We start from the raw sequence: 19,945 nt of genomic DNA on the forward strand, positions 1-19,945 counted from the left end.
CATCACACTTTCATAAATTGCTCTCATAGTTTAATATTTCTCTAATAAAATCATTAGCTTCATTTCTCTTTTTAAATATTAAAATTTTCTTATCCTTATTTTCATTAATAAGTTTAATATTCTTTTCTCCATAGTTCTTAGGAAAATCCCATATGTATTTCACAAATTCCAAATCAAAGTTCTCTTTGCAGCCTTCTGCCATATCTTCCCTAACCTTATTTAAATTTATTAAATATCTTTTAAAAGCTCTAAAAAGGCAAAGTGTTCTTGGAAGACAAAAGCACACAATAGTATCCGCTCTTCTAAGTCTTATATCTATTGTGGATCCATAATTACCATCAATAATCCACTTGTCCATTTTTATGAATTCCTCCTGCATCTCTATCCATTTTTCTTTAGGTGTTTCTATCCAACCAAAATTCCAATACTCCTTGTCTAAATGAATTAATGGAAGTGCTAATATTTCGGAAATTTTTTTAGCAAAAGTACTTTTTCCACTTCCAGGAGAACCTATTATAATTACCCTATTTCCTATTTGCTTCATCACAAATCACTACTCAATACAATAATATGATTTCATTTATATATCGGCACCTTATTCTAATATTTAACATAATAGTCTAATGATAGTAAGAAAATTTATATTTGTCAATAAAAAATAGGATTTCATAAGGAAATCCTATACCATGCTTTTACCTAAGTATTTTCACTTCTCCTGTTTCATGAAAATACTTAGCCTTAACTATTTCAATTTCATCTTTTCTCTTAAGCTGTCTAAGATTTTCACTTTCTAAAAGCTTATTTGCCGAAGCTTCCACGTTTTTGTCCTCTATAATATCTATGATTTCTTTACGTGTACACTTTTTATTATTTTCAAGTGCATTAGCTACAACATTCTCTAAAGGTTCTATGAAACCTTTAAGCTTTTCATTATTACTTACTCCCTCTAATGCAGCTTCAACAGCACCGCATTTTTCATGCCCCATTACCAAAACATATTTTGCCCCCAAATGATTAACAGCAAATTCTACATTACCTATAGTGTTACTATCAACAATATTACCTGCATTACGTACAGTAAATATTTCCCCTAAACCGAGGTCAAAAATAATTTCAGGAGGAACTCGAGAATCAGAACAGGAAACTACAACTGCCATAGGTCTTTGACCATTTTCTTTAAGGTCTTTCCTTCTCTTTTCTGAAAAATCTTTAAGCTTAAGCTTATTTGACATGAATCTTTTATTACCTTCCATAAGAGTTTTCTCTATAACTAAAAATTCGTCCTTCACTATCTTACCCCCTTAATATTTGATTTTTATATATTATAAACAAAGAAAATGGAAAAATCAAACTATTTATAAAGCCTTATATCATCTCACAATTTAATTTATTAACCATACTAACTCAAGATATTTAAATTTACGCCGAAACCTACTAAGTAATATAAATTTTCAGTACTTTTTATTGTCTCCAAAATACATATAAATTATTGTAAAAAAATGATAGTTTCAATGCAAGTAAGCTTTTTGCAATTTAAAAATAAATATCTTAATACTTTAACACTTATATTTTAAATAAATAGGAGGAATTTTTATGCCGTGGTTTAAAAACAAAGCTAATATCAATACTAGTGATTCAATTGAGGATACCACCTTAAAGGAAAGTGACAACTCAAATATAAATAACATAATAAAGGAAACAACCATCTTAATCACTAAAAAGTTAACTGAACTTATGGATGCCGAAAAAGATTTTATAAATACCCTTGACGAAACTGATGCTTCCTATAATTCAACTAATACTAGCATTAATACAGTATCTACTTCAGTCAAAGAATTTAATAGCAGTATACAAAATCTTGCGGAAACTTCAAAGGTAATTAAAGATTGCATTCAAAATGGAAAGCCTCTTATAAATCAAGGTGAAAATAGCATTGTTTCTGTAAATACTGAATTCATATCAATAGTTGATTTTGTAAAATCCTTTGAAACAAATTTCAAGGAACTTCAAAGCAATATAGAGACTATTAATTCTTTTTCAAAAAAGATTATTGAGATATCAGAACAAACTGACATGTTATCCTTAAATGCAAGTATTGAGGCAGCTCGTGCTGGCGAAGCTGGTAGAGGTTTTTCAGTAGTTGCTAATGAAGTTAAAAATTTAGCTAATGAGACAAAACATTTATCTAATTCTATAGCTTCAAACATAAAAAATATAAGTGTCTCTGCTTGTGATTTAAATAATAATCTAAGCAACATCTTAAGCAAGGTAGAAAACGGCGTTAGTGAAACAAATAAGTCCCTTAACATTTTTTCAAGCATAACCGAATCAAATAAGGATATTGATGAAAAAATAAATTATATTAATAATACTTTAACTGAGTCTGCTTCAAACATGAATGGGATAACTGATTCTATCTCTCTCGTTTCTAAAAAAAGCACAGAAAATATAACTTCAGTTAGTACACTTCATCAAAAAGGAACCATAAAAATAGATTATCTTACTGATATTCTAGGTCTCTTGGAAAAATTAGAGTATGAAATAAATAATAAATAAACACTCTAAAGAATAAAGTAAGTTGTTTATCTCTCCTTAAACACTTACTTTATTCTTTATAAATTTTCTTTTTATCTCTAGAAAATATTCCAAGTCATTTAGGAACTGAAAAAGCAGTGCCCTATTTTCAAATTCTTCTCTTGTCTCTGGAAGCTTTTGCTCTTTAAAAGTTTTGAAAAGCTCTCTTAAATCTTCAATAAGTGTATCTACAGGATTTTCCTCATGAAGCTGTTCTCCTATCTTTTCAGTTATGTCTGCCACTAATTTCGTCTGCTCAAAGCTCATATAAAACTTGGTGAAGTGATTTCTCATATATTTTAAAATTTCGAATTGCATGTTTCGCATTTCCATATACATAACATAGTATTTATCCGAAACTATTATATTATTATTGAGGTTTCTGTATGCCCTCTCGCTTCCACTTTTGATTGCCTTAGAGAGTTCACTAAAAAGAGACAAATTTTCTGTTTGTATGGCTTCTCCTCTAAGCTCCCTCGCCATATTTAAAAGTATTTTTTTCATGAGATTCTCTATCTCAATTTGATTTTCCTTTATTCTCTTATCAATTTTGGGCATATATGTATTTAAGAGTATTGCTATACCGGCTCCAACTACCATCAATAAGAGCTCATTCTTAAGCCAAAATACTGATATAGTTTTTTCGACTAAAATATGCGTAACTAGTACAGAACTAACTGCAATTCCCTCTGTAAGCTTAAATAGGACTGTAAGGGGAATAAATATTGCTAAATATACTCCAAAGCTTATTGGATTATAGCCAAAAATCATAAATATTATGCAGCTTATAATAAGTGCCAGTAAAGTTGATGCTAGCCTTTGAAAAGCTATAATTATGGAAGTCTTTTTTGTATTTTGAACACTTAGTATCGTTATGATTCCAGCTGCTGCTGCATACTTTAATCCTAAGAATTCTGCAATTATAATGGCTATAGCCGCTCCTAAAGCCGTTTTTAAAGTTCTAAGTCCAATAATCCTCATATACTCTCCTTTCTAAAATATTTATTTACTATTATACACTAAATATTAAACTAAAAAGGTATAATAGTAAAACTTGACTTCGCATTAGTACTTTTTACAAATATAAAAGCAGTCAGTAAGGGGGAACAAACTGACTGCCTATATATTTAATTATTCACTTTATTGATTACTATAATTATATATTACACTAATAATGTTACACCCACGTTACAATAATAAGTACAATATATTAATTTTATTTCAGTAAGAAAAATAGCACCTCATAAACTCAACTTAAATGGAATATACAATATTAATGCTACAAAAAAAGTTATAATTTCAGTTATGGTCATAGACCAAATGACCCCATCCAATCCAAAGAAATGATGCAATAAAATAATTACTGGAATGTAAAGCATCCCTTGAGTGACAGCCATAATTGTACTTGAAATTCCTTTACCCGAAGCTTGAAAAATTCCTGTGAACAAACCTGTAGTTCCGTTAAACATAGACGAAATAAGCATAGCAAGCATTATATACCCACCAATCTTCATAACTGAAGGATCTTTAGAAAAGAAATGCAATACTTCTACTCTAAAAACATATACAATTCCTCCAAATATAGCCGATAAAATTACAATAAATAAAACTGAGGTCTTTATACCTTCTGTTAATCTTGCGAAATTTTTCTTTGAGAAATTATATGCTATTAGCGGCATAACTCCCATCATTACACCCATGGAAAGAAATTCGGGCACTTGAACAATCCTTAGGGCAATACCAAAACCTGCAACTACACTATCACCATATCCAATTGAAAAATTGTTCAAAAGAAGTGTTGTAATAATTAGAAAAAAAGACATAAGTAATTCGGAAATCCCTATTTTATATATTTCCATTTTATTTTTAATTGAGATCTTAAAATATCCCATAAAGCCTCTTAATTTTTCACTTTTCTTATCCAAATAGTAAATATAATAAATGGATGACCCTAGATTTGCCAAAAGCATTGCTGCTGCCGCGCCAACTACATTAAGCTTAAAAACAAGTATAAATAACGGATCAAAAATAAAATTTAAAGCTGTGCTAACAAACATCCCATACATAGACTCCTTTGAAGCGCCCTCAGCTCTCACCATTTGTTCCAAAGCAAAATTCAATATTACAGCAAAGCCTCCTAAAAACATAGTTAAAGCATAATTCTTTGTGTAACTGCTAGACAATGAATCTGCCCCTAGTATCTTAACAATAGGATTAATAAATACTACAGCAGCTACAGCAATAATTACTCCTGCTATCATACTACTGTAAAAGGTATATCCAGCTGCACTTTTGGCTTCATTCACCTTATTTTTTGCAATAAGTCGGGTAATAAAATTCCCTCCACCTACTCCAAACATATTTCCAAAAGCCATTAGTATAGTAAAGATTGGAAGCCCTAGCGTAACAGCTGTAAGCATATTGGTATTATGCATAAGTCCAATAAAAAAAGCATTTATAACATTGTATATTGTACCTACAGACATACCAATCATCATTGGAACTGAAAGACTGAAAACTGCCTTTCTTATTGGTGCCTTCTCTAAATAATATTCATTTGACGATTCCATTCTATCTCTCCTCCACAAATTATTAGCCATCTAACTATTAGAATTCTAACGTTTCACCTATACTTACCTAAATAGAATATCATTTAAAAATTACATACTTCTATTTACTTTTATGAGTATTGACATAAGTTGCTTCTGCTCATCCTTAGTTAAACCCTTAGTAATACTTTCTTCAACCTCTAAAAATATATTATTAAATTCCTCTACTAATGCAGCCCCTTTAGGAAGCACATAAATATTTTTTTGTCTTGCATTATTTTCTGGAATTCTCCTCTCTATGTATCCTTTTTTCTCAAGGCCCTGAAGCATACTTGTGATACTAGCTCCTCTCCTCCCAAAAAACTGTGCTAAATCTTTTTGAATAATACCTGATTCTTGATTTTCATATATATATCCTATCATACGTCCCTGCTGGGAGTTAAGCCCTAATTCAGCTAATCTCGCATCAGCACTTGTTTTTAGCTTCATACCTATACTTCTAATAAGGTAAGAATATGGTGTATCCATTAAATGATTTGACTCTTTCATTGTAATCCTCCCATAAGATACTTAGAACTCTAATTATTTATAGTATAATAGTTAGAACTTTAAGTGTCAAGTATTATTTTATTTGCTTTGCAAATTTATGTATAGTATAATTATCAATAAACAATTTAGGAGGTCGTATATGAAATTATTAAAGCCATCTATAAAATACAAAAATCAAGTTTTAGAGTATAAAAAAGAATTTATAAAAAATCACGATACATTAGCAGGCACATCTTATCTAGCTGATTATGATTCTTATGAAGATTGGATGAAATTTGTACTAGATAATGAAAAAGAAAATACAAAACATACTGGTGTGCCTGCTCATATGTATTTGGCTGTAAGGGAAGCTGATGATAAATTAGTTGGTATGATAAATATCAGACATACATTAAATGAATATTTATATAACTACGGTGGTCATATTGGATATAGTGTAAAAAGAGATGAACGCAGAAAAGGTTATGCTAAAGAAATGCTTAAAATGGCTCTTAAAGAATGTAAAAAGCTGAAAATTAGCAAAGTTTTAGTAACCTGTGACTCAAATAACATTGCTTCTGCAAAAACCATAAAATCCTGTGGCGGAATACTAGAAAATGAGATTCTTGACGGTGACAAATTAGTTCAAAGATATTGGATTGAACCTTAAAAATTATTCTTACAGAAGTTTCAAAATCTATTTTTGTAAAAATATATAAGATTCAAGCTGGCTATATGTACTTTTTCTCCAAATCCTCTAAAAGCTTTATGTATTTTTCCTGAACCTTATTTTTGCTCTCTATTTCCTCAAACTTCTCACATTCACTGTTAATCTTATCTAAGGTTTCTCTTGAAAGATTTTTTGAAGCAAAAGTATACACTGTGCTATCTTCCTTTTCAATGTGTCTTTTTAAAAGATTTTCATACGACACTGCATTTGCTATAACATCCACCTTGGAATCATCGTCACCGTTTTTAACCCTTTTTAAAGCTTCCTCTAAGTCATAAATAAAGCTTCTTCCTTGATTGTGCTCAACTAACATCCCCATATTTATAACCTTTTCTATTGGATTTCCTAATTCATCTACCATTTTGTTAAAAAGCATATTTTCTTCTTTACCATGGTGATGTTTATCGGCATAGTTTCTTATAAAATCAATCATTTTATAAAAATCGTCATAATCAATTTTTCCACCATTTAAAATGTTAATACTAGCGTTCCTAACTACTATAAGCATTCTTTTTATATAAGTATGCTCTTCTACCATTAAATTAATGCTATCCAAAGTTTAGCCCCCTTTTTATATTATTATATCCACATACGTATATATTATAAGTTAAATTTTTATTCCTAAATAAAGAGCTAGGTAATATACTTTTATATCACCTAGCTTCGCATTGAGTCTCTTTTATTACCAAGGCAAATCTGGAAATGCAGATAATAATGAATTGCCAAAAAACGTTGCACCCAAAAACAATATTCCTAATGCTAGTACTGTTAATAAAAATTTATGCCTTTTGAAAAACACAATTCTCACATCCTTTATTTTTATAATTAAACTTATCTTTAGTTTGGTGTAAAAATCCAGTTCTATAATTTATCCTTAATAAAATCCTCACTAAATTTACATATCTCATTAATACTTTGAAAATCAGAGATATTTGTATAGTATTTTATCATTTTTAACATAAGTCTACTGTTAATCTGATCAAGCTTACTTGTAACCAAGAAAAATTCCTTCTTAAGTTCGGAGATCTTCTCTTTATTATATATATCAATTAATTCCAATAGAATATCCTCAATTACAAAATAATATTTAAATTTCTTAGCATATTCTAACGCCTTTAGGTAATATTCCTTAGCATTGTTTAAATCCTTTAATTGAGAAAATCTGCTGCCTAATTCAAAATATATATTGGGAACCTTAGGATGAGTTTCATCCAAATTAACAATACTTCTTTCTGCTGTTTTTAAGTACTCTAAAGCCTTTTCATTGTCTGAAAGATTAACGTAAATTTCAGCGATATTGAGAAGTATAATTACACTATTTTCATAATCATTTTTCCCTGCAAAACGTATGAGAAGCTTGTTATAGATATCAAGACTTTCATCATATTTCTCTAAATACTGTAGGCAAACAGCCTTATGAATCAAAGCTCTATAGTACTTTTCACTGCCTTTTTCAAGCATATTTTCAATCTTTTCTAGTCTTTTTAAGGATTTATCATACTGCTTTAATTTTGTATAGCACAAAGCACTATTATATAAGAATATTGCAGTGTATTCTTCATCCATGTCCTCAAATCTATCCAAAGCAAATTCACAACACTTAATATCATATTCGTACTTTCCCATATAAAAATAAACCATAGATAACTTTCTAAATATAGGAACTACATCATGAGAAGGCATGTTAATATTGATTAGTGATCTTGCCTTTTCATAATATACTGCACTCTTATAAAAATCGTTTGAATTACAAAAATAATCTCCTGCTAAGGTATATATAGATATTTTTTTATCCTCAAAGCTCCATTTGACTAAAAAGTTTTCTGCCTCATTTAGTTTATTTACAAAACTTGCATCTTTATATACGCTCAAATCTTTAAGCTCATTTATATATATATCTAGTATTTTTTCAGCCTGTAATCTTTCATCTTCTAAGAGATATTCTATATCCTCTTGAAAAGGCATCTCTCTTTCTTCACAAATTCTTTTTAAGTTTCTCATCATTACTTCAGCCGATTTCCTAGTAAGCTTTGCCTTGTTATGCTCAATTTGACTTATAAGGTTTCTTGTTATTTCATTTCCCGCTAGATCATCTTGATTTAATTTATACTTTTTCCTTAAGCTCTTAAGCTTATCACCTACAGACAGTATTTCATAACTTGCCATAGCACTTTCTCCCTTATCATAAACATACTTTCTTCGACAATTGTACCACTATTAGTCTATATGTTAATAATAATCGTATTTTTTTACAAATTCTTAATTATTTTTTTTGAAAAATTCTTGAAAACCATAATTTATAAAGCTTATATAAATTATTTGGAAAAATTTTCCAATAAGCATGCTTAGTTTTATGCTATGTAAACTTCCATAATAAGCATATTATATTCTGCGTCTTTTTACACATAATGTAAATATTAGATTTAAACATTTGCTTTTAATTAAAATATTATATATAATTGAGTGAATATAACTTTCAAACAAAGTTCATATATACTTGGAGGTTTAAAATGATTTATAGAAAAGCGACAGAAAAAGATATTGCTCAACTTGTTGAACTTAGAAAAAAACAATTAGAGGATGAAGGAATTGCTCCAATTAATAATATTGATACGGAATTAACTCATTTTTTTGAATTAAGTTTCAAAAAAAATTCTTTTATTTCATGGATTTCAGAAGAGGATAATGAAATTATTGCAACAAGTGGAGTATGCTTTTATAAATACCCACCTTCCTATTTAAATCCCAGTGGAAAGGTTGCATATATAACTAATATGTATACAAAATATGAGTATCGTTCAAGAGGAATTGCTCTTGCTTTATTAAAACTTGTGATACTTGAAGCAAAGAAAAGAGACTACTTATTTCTTCGCCTTCATGCCTCTGATATGGGAAGACCTATATATGAAGAAATAGGCTTTAAACCTTTTGACGATTTCATGGAAATGAATTTATCACTTAACCGTAACGGGGAATAAATATGCTTAAGGGAAGCTAAAGTTTACTTCCCTTACATTTTACTAATGAAGAACCATCCTTGGAGCAATAATAATAAAAACAAGTTGAAAAATAACTAAAATTGAGTTTATTATAAGTCCACATATACCTGGTATATTTTTATTTTTTATAATAGAAACAGCAGATAATATAACTCCTATTGGTGACACATATACTGGAATTAATAATGGGATTCCTCCAAGATTAAAAAACGGTATAAACTTAAGAAATACATTTAAAATTAATATTATACTTAAAACTGCTATAATTAAAGATAATTTTCCTAACACTTTTTTTAGTTTTCTTAAAACCATAATAACTCCTTTTAGTTAAAATTCTGGATCTGTTAAATTAGTTACAGAGGACCAATCCGAATTAAATTCTGCTTGACTATTTGAATCAGTTATCCACTCATTTGGAGATACACTTAAAACATCATTCCCATTGGCATCAATTCTTAAAGCTTTAAAGAACCAATTTCCAGCAAAAGACCCTGTACTATTTTTTCTAACCCACACCTTGTCCACCATTGTAGGAAGAAAATCCATATCATTTATATATAAATAGTATTCGTCAGTGGCACCATTTTCAAAATCATTATATGTTTCTTTATCCAAAAGCCATTCCTTTTTTTGTCCATTATTTAGATGTATACCAAAATAAATATCGTCATCTGTTCCTGAACCCAAATTCGTTCCTGTGCTAATTATTGTTGTAAGTGAACTTATTGGAGAACTACTTTTGCCTACATCTAGATTCCACCTATCAGTAAATTTACTATAATCACCGTTTTCAGAATATGTAAGCAATTTATAGCATTGATTTATTCCTTGGCTAAATGACGCATTAAGGCGCTGTTCTCTACTATTTATTGATAAAAACTGCTTTGATTCATTATAATCAGTATAACTATAGCCAACTCCCGTTCTAAGTCCTGTTAAAAGAGTTGAAGCCCATAACTTTTCTTCAGCTGTAGAAGGACTTTGTCCATAAACTTCCTTAGATGTCTCATTCATTAAATCAAATGGTATATCATCTGTACCCTTAAAAACGTTATTTGACATATTATTCGAATTGTAATCATTTATAGAATGTCCTGCTATGTTTACCCACGCATATGGCTCTGCCTCAGCCTCCATATGTTTATGCTGCTTTCTTCCATCCTTATTATCAAGATACACTCCACATTCAGGATTTACATAAATCCCGTGACAAGCTAAATCTCCAGTAACATGTGATATCCAACCAGCTGCAAAAGCTATTTTCTTCATATCCCTTGTTTCAAGTGCATTTTTGAGCTGCTTAGCTGCATAAGTTCCAACCTTATAATAATGATATCTATCGCCCCAGGGAGAATAGTCTCCAAGTTCCCCAACTTGCATATACCCTAAGTCTGGTCCTACACTTCCCCATGCTGCAACATTGGGATAGGCTTCTATTGCTTTCCTTATTATGCTATCATTAGACATCTTACTTTCTGCTTGTTCAATAACAACATAATGTGATACTGGTTGAAATGCTTTTACTCTAATGTCAAACATAATTGAAATTCCTAACGGAATTAATAGAACTAAACACTTATTCTTTATTCTCACTGCAAAAATCTCCCTCATCTTACTTTATTATTCAATAATTCAGTTTAGTTCTTTATATCACTTTCTTACTTTATTTGTCAACAAACTATTTTGCTTGTTTTTTAACCTATATTTAACAAAATAGAAAGCAGCTGATAGGATAGCTGCCTAAATCAATATAACTAGTACTTTCTATGATAAAAAACAACACATAAAAAGTATACTAATGGCATAAAAAACAAGGTTATAATTAAAAATCTATCTATTGATAGTGAAATAACGTTTTTTAAAATTACAATCGCAATTATATAATAATAAGAAATCCAAAAAGCCTTCTGTCCTGATTTTGTATTTATAAATACATTTCTTTCTTCATTCTCCAGTTCTACATTCTTCATCATATCTATTCTTTTCTCACTTAGCTTATACACTACAAAACTTCCTAATCCTACCGGAATGCATCCAAGAGCGATGCCAAACATAAGTTTTTTTTCATATCCTAAAAAAAATCCTATCCCCAAAGCTGCTATTCCCACTAAAATAAACATACATGAATATATATTTTGTTTTTTTATATAATTTGATAAATCCATAGTAACAACTCCTTAAAGTTATTTTATCTTAATAAATTCCCGTTATGCTGTTATTAGTCCTCAAATATGAAGACATTTTCAATTGTAAGTTCAAAACTTTTTGCAATCTTGTGTGCCAAAAATATGGAAGGATTGTACCTCTCATTTTCAAGAGATATAATAGTTTGTCTTGATACACTTACTCTCTCTGCTAATTCCTGTTGTGTAAGCCCAAATTGTTCTCTGAGTTTTCGTATATTATTTTTCACCTTAGTTCCCCTTTCATGTAAAGCTACCTTTACATTACTATTATATTAATATTTTCACTTAGCATCAAGCTTACTTTACATTAAAGTATTAACTTATGGTAAAATTATAATATAATTGTAAAAAACTTTTGGAGGTTTAAATATGAAAATTGATAGCATTATTTTTGATTTAGATGGAACTCTATGGAATTCTATAGAAGGAGTTTGTGAAGCCTGGAAAGTTGTCCTTAAAAGACATTCAAATATAAATAAAATAATTACTCCAAAGGACATAAAAGCTAGTATGGGGCTTCAGATAGATGAAATTGGAAAGCTTTTATTTCCTGAAGAAGACGAAAAAATGCAGCTTCAATTAATGAATGAATGCTGTGATGAAGAAAAGTTATATTTAGGAGAACATGGTGGAAAATTATTCGCCAAGCTTGAACCCACACTAAACAAGTTATCTCAAAAGTATAAACTCTTCATTGTAAGTAATTGTGAGGATGGTTATATACAGAGTTTCTTTAAAGCTCATGGACTTAATAAATACTTCACTGACTTCGAATGTTCAGGAGTTACAGGACTATCTAAAGGAGAAAATAATAAATTGATAATAAAAAGAAATTCTTTAAAAAACCCGGTATACGTTGGTGATACTCTAAAAGATTTTGAATCAGCCAAAATAGCCAATATTCCTTTTGTATATGCAAGATATGGCTTTGGTGATGTTAATGAGTATGATTATGTAATTGACAGTTTTGAAGAAATGTTAACCTTAGACTTATAGTTTTACTTATACATGCAGCCAAATGTCTTCAGTTGGCATTTAGCTACATTGCGGTTAAGTTTAAAATATATTACCCCATAATTTAATTGCAAATAAGTTTTGAAATATCAGAATTGAGTTCATAATACCAATTGTCTATATTATTAATAATAAACTTATTTATATCCTTATAATATGTAATTTTAACATAGGAACCATCCTTATAGCATATAGTGATTTCTTTTCCATTTAGATTACCGCTAGTCTTTAATCCTAAATTATGAGGAGTTGAACTTTCAAGAATTTTCAAAATCTTTTCCTTCAAACTTCCACTCATTATTGTAATCTTGCTATTTCCTTGTCTATCATTTACATCTGATACTTCAACATCGCTAACATCCTTTAATTCTAATTTTGATGGATCTATATTTTCAGGTTTAGGAGATAAATTCTCATCCAATGAGGTTACACCGCAAACTTGTCCATAGACTCTTAAATAAGCTCCTACTATAGTATCCTTTTTATACAAAATAACTGCTTCAATATCCCTCTTATCCATTGGCTGGGATTTTTCATATACTTTATAGCTAACTTCTCTAACCCTCTCCCCTTCATATTTTTCAAGATTAAACCCGCTTAATTTTGATGCAGTATTATATATATTGAATTTGTAAGTACTTTTATTAGGAAGCCTATAATATTTACCTTTTCCTTCATGCTCTATTCTAAAACCATATTTTGTAAGCAAACTATTAACTTGTCCCCTATTTTCTTGCGATTTTACTTGATTAAATGAAAGTAGTACTATTATTGTTGTTAAAAACACAGCTGCTAACGCTATCTTCTTTTTTCTATTCATCTCAAAACCCTCTCAAAGCATAGTAAGTAATATTTTTTACTATATTATAGCATATTTAATTTAATGGTAATATAAAGTTTTTATGAATTTCTTAATAAGCTATTAATATCTACACAATAAATCTCATAAGCACTTAAATAATATTCTTTAGCATATTCAATTTCTAATAAGTATATAAGCTAATAAAAGTATCCTTAATTCTATAAGTGTTTAAGTAAAATATTTAAGTTATCTTTGATACGTAATCTATTTCCTTATAATCGATAACATTGATTTTTTTACAATGAAGCCACTACAAAACTAACCTACGGTGTAGCAAGCAGAACAAAAAACTGATGGAACATATTTGGTTCACTCCTGATACTCGGTGTAAAGATTTTTCTTCCTCATGCATGTATGAGAAAGAAAAAATTGCACATACTACTATTCGAGTATGATATCTAGTTAGCTAAAAATGCTCAGTAAGCTTTAAAAGATTGACCTATACTTGAAGGTCAAATGACTATGGATCTACAACAAGATCAAAAACTATCTATTGTAAATTTGTAATACCTCAGCATAATAGTTAAATTATTAAATAAAAGCATCGTAGAGTCTTATATTAAGATAATACGATGTTTTTATCTATATAATTAATATTAAATAAAATTAAAGTAGAATCGCTGCATTAAATTTTACTGATGATATTTTACCAATCCATAAAGATACATATCCTTCTCTTTCCATATACTTATTCTACTCCTTTACTTTATTCTAAACCATTCTGGCAAATGATAAACTCCATCATCACCCAGTTAATCTACATATCTTTATTACATTGGATGATATTTAAAAATTAGATTTATTCAGTGTTTCCACTTTTGCTAAGTATAATAAAATACTATTATTGCTTTACTCAGTAAAATTAAATTTATCATACATAATTCATAAGATAATAGGAAAACTTACTACTAATAACCAAAAAAAATTTAAGGAGTGAGTTTTCTTATGAGTGAAACCATATCAGAAAAGTCAGAGGGAAGGGTAAGCTACCATGATTCTGTAGAAGAAATGGTAAAAAAAATTAGAGAAGATGGAATGTCTAATGTTTTTGATAGATATGCCCTTCAAGAGAAAATACGATGTAAGTTTTGTCTAGAAGGTTTAAGCTGTCAGCTTTGCTCTAATGGTCCTTGTAGAATAAGTGAAAAAACAGGCCAAGAGAAAGGAGTTTGCGGTATAGGCCCAGATGCAATGGCAATGAGAAATTTTCTTCTAAAAAATATAATGGGTGCTGGTACATATAGCCATCATGCTTATGAAGCCTATAGAACCTTAAAGGCTACTGCTGAAGGAAGAACACCTTTTAAAATAACAGATGAAAACAAACTTAAATGGATGTGTGAAAAGCTTGGCATTGATACAGCTCAATCTATAAACGATATGGCCTTTGAGCTTGCTGTAATCCTTGAGGATCAACAAAGAATTGGAGTTGAAGATCAAAATGTTATGGTTGAGGCCTTTGCTCCAAAGAAAAGAATAGAAGCTTGGAAAAAACTAGGCATATATCCTGCTGGAACAGTTCATGAAGAGCAAAACTGTGTTGCAAGCTGCCTTACAAACGTAGATGGAAGTCATATATCTCTTGCTATGAAAGCCTTAAGACTTGGAATAGCTACAATATATAACACTCAAATAGGTCTTGAAATGGTTCAGGATATATTGTTTGGAACACCAACACCTCATGAAGTTAATATGGATTTAGGCATAATGGATCCTGAATATGTCAACATAGTATTCAATGGTCATCAACCTTGGATAGGTGCTGCCACTATTTTAAAAGCCAAAACTCCTGAAATTCAAGATATGGCAAAGCAGGCTGGTGCTAAAGGTTTAAGGGTTGTAGGTTCCATCGAAACAGGTCAAGAGCTTCTACAAAGATTCCCTGTTGACGAAGTATTTGTAGGTCATATGGGAAATTGGCTTGCAATAGAACCCCTTTTAGCTACAGGTACTGTTGATATATTTGCAATGGAAGAAAACTGCTCTCCTCCAGCTATTGATATGTATGCTGAAAAATATCAAGTAACCTTGGCAGCTGTAAGTACTATTATAGATTTGCCTGGAGTTAATTATAAATTTCCATACGATCCTGCACAAGCTGATGAAACAGCACAAAGATTAATTGAACTCGGAATAGAAAACTTTAAAAAGAGAAAAGAAAGACAGATAAAACCTCACGTTCCTCAAAAAATACAAAAGGCTATAGCTGGATTCTCTACCGAAGCAGTTCTTGGAGCTCTTGGCAACAAACTTGATCCACTAGTTGATGTAATAGCTAAGGGTCAGATTAAGGGAGTTGTTGCTCTTGCTAACTGTTCAACTTTACGAAATGGTCCTCAAGATTGGGTAACAATTAACCTTACAAAGGAACTTATTAAAAGAGATATTTTAGTTGTAAGCGGCGGCTGTGGTAATCATGCTCTTGAGGTTGCAGGACTTTGTACTCTCGATGCTGCAAATAATATTGCTGGTAATGGTCTAAAAGCAGTTTGTAATGCACTTAAGATACCTCCTGTTTTAAGTTTTGGAACCTGCACAGATACAGGAAGAATTTCTATGCTTGTTACAGCATTAGCTGAACACTTAAACGTAGATGTTCCACAACTTCCTATTGCAGTAACAGCTCCTGAGTGGATGGAACAGAAAGCTACTATAGACGGTATTTTTGCTTTAGCTTATGGTGCCTACACTCATTTATCACCTACTCCTTTTATGACTGGAGCTAGACAGCTAGTTGATTTACTTACTAATAAAGCTGAGGATGTAACTGGAGGTAAAATAGCTCTTGGCGATGACCCTATGAAGGTTGCAAATGACATTGAGGATCACATAATGAGAAAAAGGAAAGAATTAGGTTTAAGCTAAGTCTATGAATTCAATTAATATACTTAGCAAATACTAAATACAGGGTTTACATTGTTAACCCGTATATTCTAAAAATATTTATTTTCTACAAGGAGGAATAAAGTATGGCAAAAAAGTTGAAAACCATGGATGGAAATGAAGCTGCAGCTTACGCTTCTTATGCCTTTACAGATGTAGCTGCAATTTATCCTATAACACCATCCACTCCAATGGCAGAGCTAGTTGATAACTGGTCATCTCATGGAAGAAAAAACATCTTCGGGCAGCCTGTTAAAATAGTTGAAATGCAATCAGAGGCTGGTGCAGCTGGAACTGTTCACGGTTCCTTGATTGCAGGTGCACTTACAACTACATACACTGCTTCTCAAGGTCTTCTTTTAATGATACCAAACATGTATAAAATGGCTGGAGAACTTCTACCCTGCGTATTCCATGTAAGTGCTCGTGCTATTGCAACTCACGCTTTATCTATATTTGGAGACCATCAGGACGTCATGGCTGCAAGACAAACAGGTTTTGTTCTCTTAGCCTCTTCAAACGTTCAAGAGGTCATGGATTTAGCTATGGTATCACACTTAGCTGCTATTAAAGCAAGAGTGCCATTCATGCACTTCTTTGACGGTTTTAGAACATCACATGAATATCAAAAAATAGAAATGATTGATTACAATGATGTAGCTCCTCTAGTTGACTACGAATCAATTAAGGCTTTTAGGTCTAGAGCTCTTAACCCAGAACATCCTACTGTTCGTGGTACAGCTCAAAATCCTGATATCTACTTCCAGGGCAGAGAAGCTTCAAACAATTTCTACACTGCAGTTCCTGATATCGTAGAAAGCTATATGAGAGAAATAGAAAAGATAACTGGAAGAGTATATCATCCTTTTGATTACTATGGCGACCCTGAAGCAGAGGATATAATTATTGCCATGGGTTCAGTTTGTGATACAGTTGAGGAAACTGTAGATTATTTAAGGAGTAAGGGACAAAAAGTTGGATTGTTGAAGGTTCATTTATATAGACCATTCTCTACTGACTACTTCTTTAAATATCTTCCTAAAACTATTAAAAGAATTGCAGTTCTAGACAGAACAAAGGAACCTGGTTCAGCCGGAGAACCTCTTTATCTAGATGTAGTTAATGCCTTTTATAACCATCCAAATAAACCTGTCATAGTTGGAGGACGTTTTGGTTTAGGTTCTAAAGACACACGACCATCACAAATTTTATCTGTATTTGATAACTTAAGAGCTCAAAGCCCTAAAAATAGATTTACCATTGGAATTGTGGATGATGTTTCAAATACATCTCTACCTGAAGGTGAAATAATCGATACTACACCTCAAGGAACTATAAGATGTAAATTCTATGGTTTAGGCTCTGATGGTACAGTTGGTGCAAACAAAAGTGCTATAAAAATCATAGGTGATAATACCGATATGTACTGTCAGGCTTACTTCTCCTATGACAGTAAAAAGTCTGGAGGAAGTACTGTTTCTCACTTAAGATTCGGAAATAAACCTATTAAATCCCCTTATCTTGTTTATGAAGCAGACTACATTGCCTGCCACAATAAATCCTTTATATATAATATAAATGTGTTAAAAGGATTAAAGAAGAACGGAATTTTTGTTCTCAACTGTCCATTTAAAGATAACGAACTTGATGAACATCTTCCTAATGCAATGAAAAAATATATTGCAGACAACAACATACAATTTTACACCATAGACGCAGTTTCAATAGCTCAAGAGGTAGGTCTTGGTTCTAGAATAAACATGATTATGCAGTCTGCTTTCTTTAAACTAGCTAACATAATACCAGTGGATAAGGCTGTTCAGTATTTGAAAGATTCTATAGAATACACTTACGGTAAAAAAGGTGCTACTATAGTTGATGCAAATAAAAAAGCTGTAGATGCCGGAGTTAACGCAGCTCACAAAGTTACTGTTCCTGAAGCCTGGAAAAATGCTGAATCCAACTATCAACCTTTAAAAGGTCTTCCCGATTTCGTTCAAAGAATTGAAAGACCTATGGCAAGGCATGAAGGTGACGAACTACCTGTAAGTGCTTTTAAAGGCATGGAAGATGGTGTATTTCCTCTTGGTATAACCGCTTATGAAAAGCGTGGAATTGCAGTTAACGTCCCAGAATGGCAAATAGACAAATGTATTCAATGTAACCAGTGTGCATATGTTTGTCCTCACAGTGTAATAAGAGCTTGTTTACTTGATGATGAGGAAAAAGAAAATGCTCCTGAAAGATTCGTTACCAAGAAGCCTGTAGGTAAAGGCCTCGAACACCTACACTACAAAATCCAAATAAGTCCACTTGACTGTACTGGTTGCGGAAATTGTGCGGATATATGTCCTGCTCCAGGTAAAGCTTTAATTATGAAGCCTGCTGCAGAACAAATAGAAGAACAATCAGAAAACTTCGAATATGCCTTAAAGGTAAAACCTAAGGAAGGTATAATGGATATTCATACTGTAAAGGGAAGTCAATTTTCTAGACCACTTCTAGAATTTAACGGAGCTTGTCCCGGCTGTGGTGAAACACCTTATATTAAACTATTAACACAGCTTTATGGAGATAGAATGATGATAGCAAACGCTACTGGATGCTCATCTATTTGGGGTGCAAGTGCACCTTCAATTGCATACACCACAAATAACTTCGGAAAAGGTCCTTCTTGGGGTAACTCATTATTTGAGGATAATGCAGAGTACGGTTACGGAATGTTTTTAGGCGTTAAGCAAATGAGAGAAAGATTGGCTGAACTAATGGAAGAAGCTATTAATTCAAATATAAATTCTGATCTTAAGGATGCTTTTAGCTTGTGGCTAGATGGCTTTGATGACGGCGATAAATCCAAGGAAGCATCAAATAAAATCCTTAGAATCATGGAAAACGAGGACTTCAAGGGTGATAAATTATTATCTGAAATATATGATAAGAAAGATTATTTAGTTAAGAAATCCCACTGGTTAATTGGAGGAGACGGTTGGGCATATGATATAGGCTTCGGCGGAGTAGATCAAGTGCTTGCTTTAGGTGATGATGTAAATATATTTGTAATGGATACTGAAATATACTCTAATACTGGTGGTCAATCCTCAAAATCCACACCAACTGGAGCAATTGCAAAATTCGCTTCAGCAGGTAAAAAAACACGAAAAAAAGATCTTGGCTTAATGGCTATGACTTATGGAAATGTCTATGTAACTCAAATAGCTATGGGAGCAAACATGACCCACACTATTAAAGCAATTACTGAAGCCGAAGCCTACAAAGGTCCTTCTTTAGTAATAGCTTATGCACCATGTATAAGCCACGGTATTAAAACTGGTATGGGCACCAGCATAGCTCAAGAGAAAAAAGCTGTTGAAGCAGGATACTGGCATTTATACAGATACAATCCTCTTCTAAAAGAGCAGGGAAAAAATCCATTTATACTTGATTCAAAAGAGCCAACAGAATCCTATACAGACTTTATAAATGGAGAACTTCGTTACTCTTCACTTAAGACTATCTTCCCTGATAAGGTTGAAGATGCATTTAATAAGTCAGCAGAAAATGCAAAGGAAAGATACTCTCTTTATAAAAAATTATCAGAATTACAGTAAAAATAGGAGGCT

Annotated in this window: 18 protein-coding genes; 6 read left to right on the forward strand and 12 right to left on the reverse strand. The window is 31.4% G+C overall.

Features of this window, described 5'->3' with window-relative positions; all coding sequences use genetic code 11:
• Positions 1–10: 10 nt before the first annotated feature.
• Entirely contained in the window at positions 11–544 is a 534-nt protein-coding gene (locus CA_RS12720) for a DNA topology modulation protein (RefSeq protein ID WP_010965776.1), read from the reverse strand.
• A gap of 148 nt (positions 545–692) precedes the next feature.
• On the reverse strand, positions 693–1,289 hold the full coding sequence (locus tag CA_RS12725) for a carbonic anhydrase (RefSeq protein WP_010965777.1): 597 nt from the start codon (positions 1,287–1,289) through the stop codon (positions 693–695).
• Between the two features lie 304 nt (positions 1,290–1,593).
• Here CA_RS12725 and CA_RS12730 point away from each other — a divergent pair, with 304 nt between their 5' ends.
• Positions 1,594–2,556 (forward strand): methyl-accepting chemotaxis protein, encoded by a 963-nt coding sequence (locus CA_RS12730; RefSeq protein WP_010965778.1) that lies wholly within the window; start codon positions 1,594–1,596, stop codon positions 2,554–2,556.
• 36 nt (positions 2,557–2,592) lie between these two features.
• Here the strand turns inward: CA_RS12730 and CA_RS12735 are convergent, their stop codons facing one another.
• The 3 genes from CA_RS12735 to CA_RS12745 all read right to left on the reverse strand — a co-directional run bounded on the left by CA_RS12735 (position 2,593) and on the right by CA_RS12745 (position 5,672).
• Entirely contained in the window at positions 2,593–3,555 is a 963-nt protein-coding gene (locus CA_RS12735) for an aromatic acid exporter family protein (protein ID WP_010965779.1), read from the reverse strand.
• A gap of 260 nt (positions 3,556–3,815) precedes the next feature.
• The gene (locus tag CA_RS12740; RefSeq protein ID WP_010965780.1) at positions 3,816–5,144 is read right to left on the reverse strand and encodes an MATE family efflux transporter; all 1,329 of its coding nucleotides are present in this window, start codon (positions 5,142–5,144) and stop codon (positions 3,816–3,818) included.
• A 90-nt stretch (positions 5,145–5,234) separates the two neighbouring features.
• Positions 5,235–5,672: a MarR family winged helix-turn-helix transcriptional regulator gene (locus CA_RS12745; RefSeq protein WP_010965781.1), complete on the reverse strand. Its 438-nt coding sequence runs from the start codon at positions 5,670–5,672 to the stop codon at positions 5,235–5,237.
• 139 nt (positions 5,673–5,811) lie between these two features.
• Between CA_RS12745 and CA_RS12750 the strand changes: the two genes are divergently transcribed.
• The gene (locus CA_RS12750) at positions 5,812–6,321 is read left to right on the forward strand and encodes a GNAT family N-acetyltransferase (RefSeq protein WP_010965782.1); all 510 of its coding nucleotides are present in this window, start codon (positions 5,812–5,814) and stop codon (positions 6,319–6,321) included.
• Between the two features lie 61 nt (positions 6,322–6,382).
• Here CA_RS12750 and CA_RS12755 read toward each other — a convergent pair whose 3' ends face one another.
• Together CA_RS12755 and CA_RS12765 are read right to left on the reverse strand one after the other, a co-directional pair.
• Positions 6,383–6,937, reverse strand: coding sequence for a hemerythrin domain-containing protein (locus CA_RS12755; protein ID WP_010965783.1), 555 nt, complete (start codon positions 6,935–6,937; stop codon positions 6,383–6,385).
• Between the two features lie 305 nt (positions 6,938–7,242).
• The gene (locus CA_RS12765) at positions 7,243–8,547 is read right to left on the reverse strand and encodes a transcriptional regulator (RefSeq protein WP_010965785.1); all 1,305 of its coding nucleotides are present in this window, start codon (positions 8,545–8,547) and stop codon (positions 7,243–7,245) included.
• A gap of 344 nt (positions 8,548–8,891) precedes the next feature.
• Between CA_RS12765 and CA_RS12770 the strand changes: the two genes are divergently transcribed.
• Complete coding sequence (locus CA_RS12770; RefSeq protein ID WP_010965786.1) at positions 8,892–9,359, forward strand: GNAT family N-acetyltransferase; 468 nt, start codon at positions 8,892–8,894, stop codon at positions 9,357–9,359.
• 42 nt (positions 9,360–9,401) lie between these two features.
• Here CA_RS12770 and CA_RS12775 read toward each other — a convergent pair whose 3' ends face one another.
• The 4 genes from CA_RS12775 to CA_RS12790 all read right to left on the reverse strand — a co-directional run bounded on the left by CA_RS12775 (position 9,402) and on the right by CA_RS12790 (position 11,793).
• A complete protein-coding gene (locus tag CA_RS12775) occupies positions 9,402–9,692 on the reverse strand; it encodes a hypothetical protein (protein WP_010965787.1) in 291 nt (96 codons plus the stop codon).
• 15 nt (positions 9,693–9,707) lie between these two features.
• A complete protein-coding gene (locus CA_RS12780; RefSeq protein WP_010965788.1) occupies positions 9,708–10,973 on the reverse strand; it encodes a zinc dependent phospholipase C family protein in 1,266 nt (421 codons plus the stop codon).
• Positions 10,974–11,134: 161 nt separating this feature from the next.
• Positions 11,135–11,545: a hypothetical protein gene (locus CA_RS12785; RefSeq protein ID WP_010965789.1), complete on the reverse strand. Its 411-nt coding sequence runs from the start codon at positions 11,543–11,545 to the stop codon at positions 11,135–11,137.
• A 53-nt stretch (positions 11,546–11,598) separates the two neighbouring features.
• A complete protein-coding gene (locus CA_RS12790; protein WP_010965790.1) occupies positions 11,599–11,793 on the reverse strand; it encodes a helix-turn-helix transcriptional regulator in 195 nt (64 codons plus the stop codon).
• A 142-nt stretch (positions 11,794–11,935) separates the two neighbouring features.
• On the opposite strand from CA_RS12790, the gene CA_RS12795 reads away from it, so the two are divergent.
• Positions 11,936–12,562, forward strand: a complete 627-nt coding sequence (locus CA_RS12795) for an HAD family hydrolase (protein WP_010965791.1) — start codon at positions 11,936–11,938, stop codon at positions 12,560–12,562.
• Between the two features lie 82 nt (positions 12,563–12,644).
• Here CA_RS12795 and CA_RS12800 read toward each other — a convergent pair whose 3' ends face one another.
• Positions 12,645–13,400 (reverse strand): DUF4830 domain-containing protein, encoded by a 756-nt coding sequence (locus CA_RS12800; RefSeq protein WP_010965792.1) that lies wholly within the window; start codon positions 13,398–13,400, stop codon positions 12,645–12,647.
• Between the two features lie 987 nt (positions 13,401–14,387).
• Here CA_RS12800 and cooS point away from each other — a divergent pair.
• Both cooS and nifJ read left to right on the forward strand, forming a co-directional pair.
• Positions 14,388–16,307, forward strand: a complete 1,920-nt coding sequence (cooS, locus tag CA_RS12805) for an anaerobic carbon-monoxide dehydrogenase catalytic subunit (RefSeq protein WP_010965793.1) — start codon at positions 14,388–14,390, stop codon at positions 16,305–16,307.
• A gap of 104 nt (positions 16,308–16,411) precedes the next feature.
• Positions 16,412–19,933 carry a pyruvate:ferredoxin (flavodoxin) oxidoreductase gene (nifJ, locus tag CA_RS12810; RefSeq protein WP_010965794.1) on the forward strand — a complete coding sequence of 1,174 codons (3,522 nt, stop codon included), beginning with the start codon at positions 16,412–16,414 and terminating at the stop codon, positions 19,931–19,933.
• The last annotated feature ends 12 nt before the right edge of the window (positions 19,934–19,945 follow it).

Source organism: Clostridium acetobutylicum ATCC 824 (assembly GCF_000008765.1).
Taxonomy (GTDB): Bacteria; Bacillota; Clostridia; order Clostridiales; family Clostridiaceae; genus Clostridium_S; species Clostridium_S acetobutylicum.